Source organism: Paratractidigestivibacter sp. (assembly GCF_052362415.1).
GTDB lineage: Bacteria > Actinomycetota > Coriobacteriia > Coriobacteriales > Atopobiaceae > Paratractidigestivibacter.
In genome coordinates, this window is the sequence record NZ_DAWEMK010000065.1 from 1 (window position 1) to 9,764 (window position 9,764).

The following is a 9,764-nucleotide window of genomic DNA, read 5'->3' on the forward strand; positions in this document are numbered from 1 at the left end:
ACGAGGCCGCCATCCTCACTTCTTTGCGCAAGCTCGCGGATCGCATCCCCCCTGCGACCAAGCTCTTCTGCGGCCACGGCCCTGCTACTACCATGGCCTCCGAGCTCGCGCGAAACCCGTTTTTGCGCTGACCCCGCGTCGCTTGGCTTCCGCGGGTCGCCTGCGCCTCCGAGCAGCGTTCACCTCGAAATTTTTGTGCAGTCTGCACTTCTTGTGTGCAGGCTGCACTTTCATAACTATCGAGAAGTGCAGGCTTCACTCGCCATGTGCAGTCTGCACAAGCGCGAGAGAGTGCGCGCTGTTCATATCTCGGCATGAAAAAGGCCCCGTCGCCGGGGCTGTCTTTCACATGGTGCCCGAGGTGGGACTCGAACCCACACGAGTTGCCTCAGCGGTTTTTGAGACCGCCGCGTCTGCCATTCCGCCACTCGGGCGCACGCGATGTGCCGTATCAGTGTAACAGATACATCGAGGCGCACGAGGGTATAGAACCAAATGAGGCGCTCGACCGAAAACGGACCGCCAAGGAGAAAGGACGTCCCATGGACGCGAAACTGTCTGAGCTTTTGAACCACCAGATCAACGAGGAGCTGTACTCCGCCTATCTCTACCTGACCTTCGCGGACTACTACGAGGACCGCGGCCTCAAGGGCTTCGCCAACTGGTACATGGTCCAGGTCCAGGAGGAGGTCGCGCACGCGAAAATCCTGCGCCGCTACCTGCTCGACAACGACGTCTCGGTCAAGATGACCGCGATCGCCGAGCCCGACAAGACCTTCTCGACCGATCTCGAGCCGCTGGAGGCGGGCCTTGCGCACGAGAAGCACATCACCGCCTGCATCGACCGCTGCTACGCCGCGGCCAACGACGTCCATGACTTCCGCGCGATGCAGATGCTCGACTGGTTCGTCAAGGAGCAGGGCGAGGAGGAGACCAACGCCTCCGACATGATCAAGAACATGAAGCTCTTCGGCAGCGACCCCAAGGGCCTCTACGACCTCGACCGCGAGTACCAGACGCGTGTCTTCGTCGCCCCGACGATGCCGATGTAGAGCATTTGTGTTCCAAGCTTGCAAAGAAGGACTCCTTGGCTTAATATACTCCTTCGGAAAAGCGGGCTGAACGTGAGCCCCACCTACACGGCGCCGTAAGGCAGCTGTCTGGTCAGACAAGGAATCCTTTTCGTCGATTTCGATGAGTAATGTCTCCCGGATGCTGCATGTGGCTCCGGGAGATTTTTCTATGGCGGCCCGGGAGGGCTTCCACGAAGGGAAGGTGTGTAAGATAGCCAGAAACGACGGTCCTCGCATCAACGGGGAGATCACTTCTCGCACGTGCCGACTCATCGGCGTCGACGGTTCCCAGCTCGGCCTCTTTGGTGTTCGCGACGCCCTGCGCATCGCAAACGACCAGGGTCTCGACCTCGTCGAGATCGCCCCGAACGCCGAGCCCCCGGTCTGCAAGGTGCTCGATTACCGCAAGTACAAGTACGAGCAGGACCGTAAGGCCAAGGCGGCTCGCAAGAACCAGGCGAAGGTCGAGATCAAGGAGATGAAGTTCCGTCCCAAGATCGACGTCGGCGATTACGAGACCAAGAAGGCCCACGTGGTGCGTTTCCTCAAGAAGGGTGCCCGTGTCAAGATCACCATCATGTTCCGCGGGCGCGAGATGGCCCACCCGGAGCAGGGTCGGATTGTGCTCGACCGCCTCGCCGAGGACCTCAAGGACGTGGCGACGGTCGAGTCGAAGCCTCAGATGGAAGGCCGCAACATGCACATGCTCATCGTCCCCATCAAGGGCGCCTTCGACGAGAAGGCCTCTGACGATGACAAGAGCCAGAAGGAGAACTAGCATGCCCAAGATGAAGACGCACAAGGGTACCGCCAAGCGCTTCCGCAAGACCGGTACCGGCAAGATCATGCGCGCCAAGGCTTTCAAGAGCCACATCCTCACCAAGAAGTCCCCGAAGCGCATCCGCGGCTTCCGTCAGGAGACCGAGCTCGCCAAGAGCGATGTGAAGACTGTCTCCCAGCGCATGGGCAAGTAACAGCGCTTACGCGCACCTCTTAGATCTTTTACCAAGGAGTTGATTTGAATGGCACGTGTTAAGCGCGCAGTGAATTCCAAGAAGAAGCGCCGCACCCTCCAGGAGCGCACCAAGGGTTATTACGGCACTTCCTCCCGCACCCTCCGCGGCATGATGGAGCAGGATCGCCACTCTGGTCAGTACCAGTACCGCGATCGCCGCACCAAGAAGCGCGAGTTCCGTTCCCTCTGGATCCAGCGCATCAACGCCGCTGCCCGCCAGAACGGCATGTCCTACAGCACCCTGATGCACGGGCTCAAGCTCGCCGGCATCGAGCTCGACCGCAAGGTCCTCGCCGAGATCGCCTACTCCGACGCCGACACCTTCGCCGACATCGCCGAGCAGGCCAAGAAGGCCATCGCCGACGCTCAGTAAGCCATTTTCTCGACTCGGCAAATAGACTTACTCAGCATAGGAGCCCCTGAACGCGTCAAAGTGCCGTTCAGGGGCTGTTTTGTACCGTTCGCCGCTTGCGGATGCGTACGGTGAATAAGCAGGGGAGCGGTGGGGAGACTAGCAATAACAAACAACGTCGCTACCCACAAAGCGACCGACCGAGGAGGCGAGTCCAGTGAACACAGAAGATATAGCATCGTTTGGGCCCGCCGATGTGCCCGAGGTCGATTAATAATTCGGGCGAGCGCACTCGCCACCTTCCATCGACGTCATCTCGAACACAGGCCAATGAAGGAATCATCAGCGGGCCCATTCGACTAACCTAACGTCCTACACCATCGGATGAGGAAAGTCGGCGATTCCAAAGTACAAGCCATAGCGGGGAGCCATACGACGGCTCCCCGCTTTATTTGTGGGCAGGGCTCGCCAACTACAAGGGGACTGCCCGTTCGTTGCGCCCGGGCAGTCCTTCGTATTTGGGCGGCGCGGCCCCGGCGGCGATCTGACCTGCTTTGTTTCCCGAACGTGAACTCGTGCATCCGGGCTTACGGCTGTGGTAATCTTCAATTCACTGAGCAAATGCGACGACAGGGCAAGTACGCGCCCCATCCGTCCCACAGCGAGCAGGGCTTGTGAGAACCTGCGGCGGACGGCGAAGAAAACACCCTCGAGCAGCTCGCGAGAACGCCCGTGCGAAAGCGGTCACCCCCGTCTCTTCGCCTGAGGCAAGTACCCCGGGCCGGCACCTTCCGTCATAAGGCATCGAGCGGTAGCTGTACCTACCCGACTCGCATTTCTCACCATAGGACGAGGAAGCGAGAGGGGATCACACAAAGATGCAGCTCAGAAGCGATGCCGTAAAGAAGGGCCTTGCCCGCGCTCCGCACAGGAGCCTCCTGAAGGCCGATGGCCTCACCGACGAGGAGATGGAGCGCCCGCTCGTCGCCATCTTCAACTCCCGCAACGACATCATCCCCGGCCACAACAACCTCGACAAGATCGCCGAGGCCGTGAAGGCCGGCGTCTACATGGCCGGCGGCGTGCCCATCGAGATCTCGACCATCGGCGTCTGCGACGGCATCGCCATGAACCACAACGGCATGCACTACAGCCTCGTCTCGCGCGAGACCATCGCTGACAGCTTCGAGATCGCCATGGAGGGCCATCAGTTCGACGCCGCGGTGTGCATCCCGAACTGCGACAAGATCGTCCCGGGCATGATCTTGGGCGCGCTTCGCGTCAACGTGCCGACGGTCTTCGTCTCTGGCGGGCCGATGCTCCCCGGCCACCAGCGCGGCCGCAACGACGGCCCGACCACCGACCTGAACTCCCTCTTTGACGGCGTGGGCCAGGTCCAGACAGGCACCATGAGCGCCGACGACCTCGCCTACCTCGAGAACTCCGCCTGCCCGACCTGCGGCTCCTGCTCCGGCATGTTCACCGCGAACTCCATGAACTGCCTCTGCGAGGCGCTCGGCATCGCGCTTCCCGGCAACGGCACCATCCCCGCGGTCTACTCCGAGCGCCTGCGCCTGGCCAAGCACGCCGGCATGAAGGTCATGGAGCTGCTCCAGAAGAGCGTCCGCATCAAGGACATCGTCACCGCCGCCGCTGTTCACAACGCCATGGAGTGCGATATGGCCTTCGGCGGCTCCACGAACACCGTCCTGCACCTCACCGCCATCGCTATGGAGGCCGGCTGCCCCATCACCATGGACGACTGGGACGCCGCCTCGGCGCGCACCCCGCACCTCGTCAAGCTCCAGCCCTCCGGCCCGCGCCCGCTGATCGACCTCTACGCGGTGGGCGGCGTGCCCGTGGTCATGCAGGAGCTCCACGAACTGGGGCTCCTGGACGAGAGCGCCCTCACCTGCATGGGCACCGTTCCCGAGTACCTCGAGCGCTGCGGCAAGCCTGCCGACGGCGAGGTCGTCCGCAGCCACCATAACCCCTTCTCCAAGGTCGGCGCCCTGCGTGTGCTCCACGGCAACATCGCCCCGGACGGCGGCATCGTCAAGAAGGCCGCGGTCGACCCCTCGATGATGCGCCACGCCGGGCCCGCCCGCTGCTTCAACTCCGAGGAGGAGGCCTGCGAGGCCATCTTCGGCGGCAAGATCCAGCCCGGCGACGTCGTGGTCATCCGCTACGAGGGCCCGGCCGGCGGCCCCGGCATGCGCGAGATGCTCACCCCGACCTCCGCGATCTGCGGCATGGGCCTCTCGACCAGCGTCGCCCTGATCACCGACGGCCGCTTCTCGGGCGCCTCGAAGGGCGGCTGCATCGGTCACGTGAGCCCCGAGGCGGCGGCCGGCGGCCCCATCGCGCTCATCCAAGAGGGCGACATGATAACCGTCGACATCGAGGGCGGCAAGCTCGACGTCGACGTCTCGGACGAGGAGATGGCCGCGCGCCGTGCCGCTTTCGTCCCGCCGGCGCCCAAGCACAACCACGGCGTCCTCGCCAAGTACGCAAAGCTCGTTTCCAGCGCAGACAAGGGGGCATACCTCGCATGACGACGCTCGAAGAGAAGCTCGCGATGCGCAAGCTCGCGATCGAGGGCCGGCCGTTCGGCCCCGGAAGCCATACTGAGCACGAGGGCCAGAGGATGACCGGCGCCCAGGCCATCATCGCCTGCCTCGAGGCCGAGGGCGTGGACACGCTCTTCGGCTACCCCGGTGGCCAGGCGATCAAGATCTACGACGCCCTCTACGACAGCAAGAAGATCCACCATGTGCTCGCGCGCCACGAGCAGGGCGCGACGCACATGGCCGACGGCTATGCCCGCGCCACGGGCAAGGTCGGCGTGGTTCTCGTGACCTCCGGCCCCGGCGCCACCAATACCGTGACCGGCATCGCCACGGCCTACATGGACTCCGTCCCCATGGTCGTCATCACCGGTCAGGTCACGCGCGGCGTCATCGGAACCGACGCGTTCCAGGAGTCCGACATCGTCGGCATCACCATGCCCGTTGTCAAGCACAGCTTCCTGCTCCAGTCGGTCGACGACCTCACGCAGACCTTCCGCGAGGCCTTCTACATCGCGAGCACCGGCCGCCCCGGCCCCGTGCTCATCGACATCCCGAGCGACCTCTCCAGCGCCGAGATGGTCTTCCACTACCCGGACAAGATCAGCCTGCCCAGCTACAAGCCGACCTACCGTGGCAACGCGCGCCAGGTCAAGGCGGCGGCACAGCTCATCTGCGAGGCAAAGAAGCCTCTGATCTACGCCGGTGGCGGCATCGTCACGAGCCACGCGTGCCAGGAGCTCACCTCCATCGCCGAGCGCATGCAGATCCCCGTGGTCACCTCGCTCATGGGCAAGGGCGCCATGCGCTGCTCGAACCCGCTGAACCTGGGTCCCGTGGGCATGCACGGCTCCAAGTACGCCAACATGGCCGTCACCGAGTGCGACCTCCTGATTGCCGTGGGCGCGCGCTTCAGCGACCGCGTGACCGGCAAGGTCTCCGAGTTCGCCCCGCACGCGAAGATCATCCACATCGATATCGACCCGGCCGAGATCGGCAAGATCATCAATCCCGACGTGCCCATCGTCGGTGACGCGAAGGTCGTCCTCGGCGCGTTGGACGCCCGTCTTGCCAAGGCTGAGGCAAAGCCCAACGACGAGCAGTGGGTCAAGGACGTCTTCAGCTGGCGCGATCGCTGGCCGTTCTACACGAACGACTTCGCCGACTTCCCCGACGCCATCGCGCCCGAGGTCGTGCTCTCCAAGCTCTCCGACAAGCTCGACCCCGAGGCCTCCATCGTCACGACCGAGGTCGGCCAGCACCAGATGTGGGCGCACCAGAACATCCACCGCGAGCACGCGCGCACCTTCATCAGCTCGGGCGGCCTGGGCACCATGGGCTTCGGCTTCCCCGCGGCCATCGGCGCGAAGATCGGCTGCCCCGAGGACGAGGTCGTCTGCATCGCCGGCGACGGCTCCTTCCAGATGAACTCGCAGGAGATGGCGACCGCCGCGATCAACGACGTGCCGGTCAAGGTGCTCGTCGTCGACAACCGCGCGCTCGGCATGGTGCACCAGTGGCAGAGCCTGTTCTACAACAAGCGCTACTCCTTCACCGAGCTCGCCGACAACCCCGACTTCGTCAAGCTGGCGGACGCCTACGGCTGGGAGGCACGGCGCATCACCAAGCCCGACGAGGTCGACGAGGCGCTCGACCAGATGCTCGCCTCGACCAAGCCCTTCTTGCTCGATGTCATGATCCCCCGAGACCAGACCGTCTACCCGATGGTCGCCCCGGGCGCGCCGATCGACGACATCATCGGCGCCCTCGACGTCACGCTCGGCGGCGTGCGCGTCTCCGAGAAGGGCTTCGGCAAGCCGACCCGCGCGGACGGCCATGCGGCCGACCTCGCCGACGACGCCGAGAAGGAAGGGGAGTAGCATGTCCGACTCCGCAGCCAGCAAGCACATCCTCTCCGTCACCGTGGAGAACAAGCCCGGCGTGCTCTCGCGCGTCACCGGCATGATCTCCCGCCGCGGCTTCAACATCGAGTCGCTGACGGTCGCCCCGACCGAGGACGAGGGCCTCTCGCGCATGACGATCATCGTCGAGGCCGACGAGTACGGCTTCGAGCAGATCACCAAGCAGCTCCACAAGCTCGTGAGCGTCTTCCGCATCAGCGACCTCACCGAGGAGGACGCCGTCGAGCGCGAGCTCGTCCTCTTCAAGGTGCAGGCGTCGCCCGACCGCCGGCACGAGATCATCGAGATCGCCAACGTGTTCCGCGCCAAGGTCGTCGACGTCGGCAAGAACACCCTCACCATCGAGGCGACCGGCAACGAGTCCAAGCTCGACGCCATGGAGAACCTCTTCCGCGGCTACGGCATCCGCCAGCTCACGCGCACCGGCAAGATCGCCATGGGCCGCGGCCACGACCAATGACGAAAAGGGACAGTCCCTTTTCGTCATCGTGAGAAAAATGATGAGAAGGGACAGTCCCTTTTCGTCATTTCGGACGGTTTCAACTGCTGGACGGCAGCTGAGATAGCAATGTACGGCTTCAATCGAAAGGAATCACCAGCATGGCCGTCACCATCTACTACGAGAACGACTGCAAGCCCGAGGTCATCCAGAACAAGAAGATCGCCATCATCGGCTACGGCTCCCAGGGCCACGCTCAAGCGCTGAACCTCATGGACTCCGGCTGCGACGTCCGCGTCGGCCTCCGCGAGGGCTCCAAGTCCGCCGAGAAGGCCCGCGAGGCCGGCCTCAAGGTCGTCGACATGGACACCGCCGCCGAGGAGGCGGACGTCATCATGATCCTCACCCCCGACGAGACCCAGCCCAAGGTCTACGAGGAGCACATCAAGGACCACCTCAAGGCCGGCGACACCCTCGCCTTCGCGCACGGCTTCAACATCCACTACGGCTACATCAAGGCCCCCGAGGACGTCAACGTCATCATGTGCGCCCCCAAGGGCCCGGGCCACATCGTCCGTCGCCAGTTCACCGAGGGCTCCGGCGTGCCCGACCTCGCGTGCGTGCAGCAGGACGCCACCGGCGACGCCTGGGACATCACGCTGGCCTACTGCTGGGGCGTCGGCGGCGCCCGCTCCGGCATCATCAAGGCGACTTTCGCCGAGGAGACCGAGGAGGACCTCTTCGGCGAGCAGGCCGTGCTCTGCGGCGGTCTCGTCGAGCTCGTCAAGGCCGGCTTCGAGACCCTGACCGAGGCGGGCTACCCCGAGGAGCTCGCGTACTTCGAGTGCTACCACGAGATGAAGATGATCGTCGACCTCATGTACGAGTCCGGCATCCACTTCATGAACTACTCCATCTCCAACACCGCCGAGTACGGCGAGTACTACGCCGGCCCGAAGGTCATCAACGAGCAGTCCCGCGAGGCCATGAAGCTCATCCTCAAGCGCATCCAGGACGGCTCCTTCGCGCAGGACTTCGTCGACGACTGCAACAACGACCACAAGTGGCTGCTCGAGCAGCGTGAGGCCATCAACACCCACCCGATCGAGGTCACCGGCGAGAAGATCCGCTCCATGTTCTCCTGGATCAAGAAGTAGCTCGTCGCTTCGGACGCGGGCCGACGTGTGCCCGCGTGTTCGGGGCGCGCCCGTGCGCCTATCGGGTGGCGCCCACCGCGCCAATCGACAGCGCCCGTAAGCGTCCTTCTTAGCACTGTTGCTGGGCAGCCTTCTCTTTCTTATTGAGGAGAAGGCTGCTCTTTTGTAGAGAAGACTTCTTTGTCCATTGCTTTGATTAGAGCAGCCTTCTCTTTCAAAGAGCAGCGTGCTCTTCTGCTCGGGGGAGAACGCCCGTGCAAGCGCGACCCGTCGTGATTGTGCTGTTCTCAAGGACGTGGCTAATCTGCTCTTATCTTCCTGAGGCTTGCGTTCATGTGTCGCAAGCTCCTCAACTGCCCTTCTTTTCTAGTTGAGGCTCCAAAGCGTAGAAATCTGCAAGCTCGCTGTCAGATAACGGTTAGATAACGGTAAGTAGAACTTGCTACGCTCCTCTTCCTATCGAGAGGAGGACGCTATGGCGGGCAGGCTTATCGTGTCGGGAGTCTCCGCGCTCGAATATTGGCGAGTGTGTGGGGGTGCCCATGTGCTGACGGAGGCGGAAATTCATGAGCTCCCGGAGGCTAGCAGGCGATTCTGTGATAAAACGCAAGCTCGATGCTGCGCTTTTCTCCAAGCGTATATGCTCCATGCGCCGCTCGAGCTTGCCGTGAGCAGTATGGGAGAAAGAAGGTCGTCGGGTGCAGCGCGTTTCCGTCACTTCAAGACGCTTCCGGAGCCCGGGGATCTCTTCGATGCCGGCGATGATTTCTTCGTATGCAAGCCCGAGCTCGCGATTCTCCAATGCGCTTTTCGAAGCACAATCGTTGAGCTGAATCTCTTAATGAGCGAGTTTTGCGGAACCTACCTGCTTTCCCCGGGCGATTCTCGTGGATTCGTCAGCACTTCCACTCCTCTCGCTTCGATGGATTCTATTTCTGAGTTGCTATCCCGCAGCCCCCAACAGGTCAGATGCGCCCGGCGAAAGCAACAGACGGCCTTCGCCTCTGCCGCTCCGGCTTCAAACTTTCCGATGGAGTCGAAGATTGCGGCTTTCTTTTCTTTGCCGAGAGAAGTTGGCGGACTTGCCGTACCGGGCATCCAGCTCAACAAAAGAATCGAGCTTAAGGGGCCTTCTCGGCAGATCCTAAATCATGATGAGATCCGCCCGGATTTCTATTTCCCCGGCGCCGTGACGGTCGGTGAATATCTGAGAAGACAAGTCACTCCTGGTGGCTCGTG

The 9,764-nt window shown here is 62.8% G+C and carries 9 protein-coding genes and 1 tRNA gene; 9 read left to right on the plus strand and 1 reads right to left on the minus strand.

Annotated elements, in window-relative coordinates:
• Positions 1 to 350 precede the first annotated feature (350 nt).
• Positions 351 to 434: transfer RNA gene (locus tag ACT84W_RS07195), tRNA-Leu, on the minus strand.
• A gap of 108 nt (positions 435 to 542) precedes the next feature.
• Between ACT84W_RS07195 and ACT84W_RS07200 the strand changes: the two genes are divergently transcribed.
• The 9 genes from ACT84W_RS07200 to ACT84W_RS07240 all read left to right on the plus strand — a co-directional run.
• Positions 543 to 1,052: a ferritin gene (locus tag ACT84W_RS07200; protein WP_417575524.1), complete on the plus strand. Its 510-nt coding sequence runs from the start codon at positions 543 to 545 to the stop codon at positions 1,050 to 1,052.
• A gap of 190 nt (positions 1,053 to 1,242) precedes the next feature.
• Positions 1,243 to 1,851 (plus strand): translation initiation factor IF-3, encoded by a 609-nt coding sequence (infC, locus tag ACT84W_RS07205; RefSeq protein WP_417575525.1) that lies wholly within the window; start codon positions 1,243 to 1,245, stop codon positions 1,849 to 1,851.
• Position 1,852: 1 nt separating this feature from the next.
• Positions 1,853 to 2,047, plus strand: coding sequence for a 50S ribosomal protein L35 (rpmI, locus tag ACT84W_RS07210; RefSeq protein ID WP_417575526.1), 195 nt, complete (start codon positions 1,853 to 1,855; stop codon positions 2,045 to 2,047).
• Positions 2,048 to 2,095: 48 nt separating this feature from the next.
• Entirely contained in the window at positions 2,096 to 2,461 is a 366-nt protein-coding gene (rplT, locus tag ACT84W_RS07215) for a 50S ribosomal protein L20 (RefSeq protein WP_417575527.1), read from the plus strand.
• Positions 2,462 to 3,318: 857 nt separating this feature from the next.
• Positions 3,319 to 4,995 (plus strand): dihydroxy-acid dehydratase, encoded by a 1,677-nt coding sequence (gene ilvD, locus ACT84W_RS07220; protein ID WP_432290446.1) that lies wholly within the window; start codon positions 3,319 to 3,321, stop codon positions 4,993 to 4,995.
• Entirely contained in the window at positions 4,992 to 6,887 is a 1,896-nt protein-coding gene (ilvB, locus tag ACT84W_RS07225; RefSeq protein WP_432290447.1) for a biosynthetic-type acetolactate synthase large subunit, read from the plus strand. The genes ilvD and ilvB overlap by 4 nt, the downstream gene beginning before the upstream one ends.
• 1 nt (position 6,888) lies before the next feature.
• Positions 6,889 to 7,389 (plus strand): acetolactate synthase small subunit, encoded by a 501-nt coding sequence (gene ilvN / locus ACT84W_RS07230; RefSeq protein ID WP_417575530.1) that lies wholly within the window; start codon positions 6,889 to 6,891, stop codon positions 7,387 to 7,389.
• 140 nt (positions 7,390 to 7,529) lie between these two features.
• A complete protein-coding gene (gene ilvC, locus ACT84W_RS07235; protein ID WP_444328715.1) occupies positions 7,530 to 8,525 on the plus strand; it encodes a ketol-acid reductoisomerase in 996 nt (331 codons plus the stop codon).
• A gap of 475 nt (positions 8,526 to 9,000) precedes the next feature.
• On the plus strand, positions 9,001 to 9,764 hold a 764-nt coding region (locus tag ACT84W_RS07240), incomplete at its 3' end, for a hypothetical protein (RefSeq protein ID WP_444328716.1).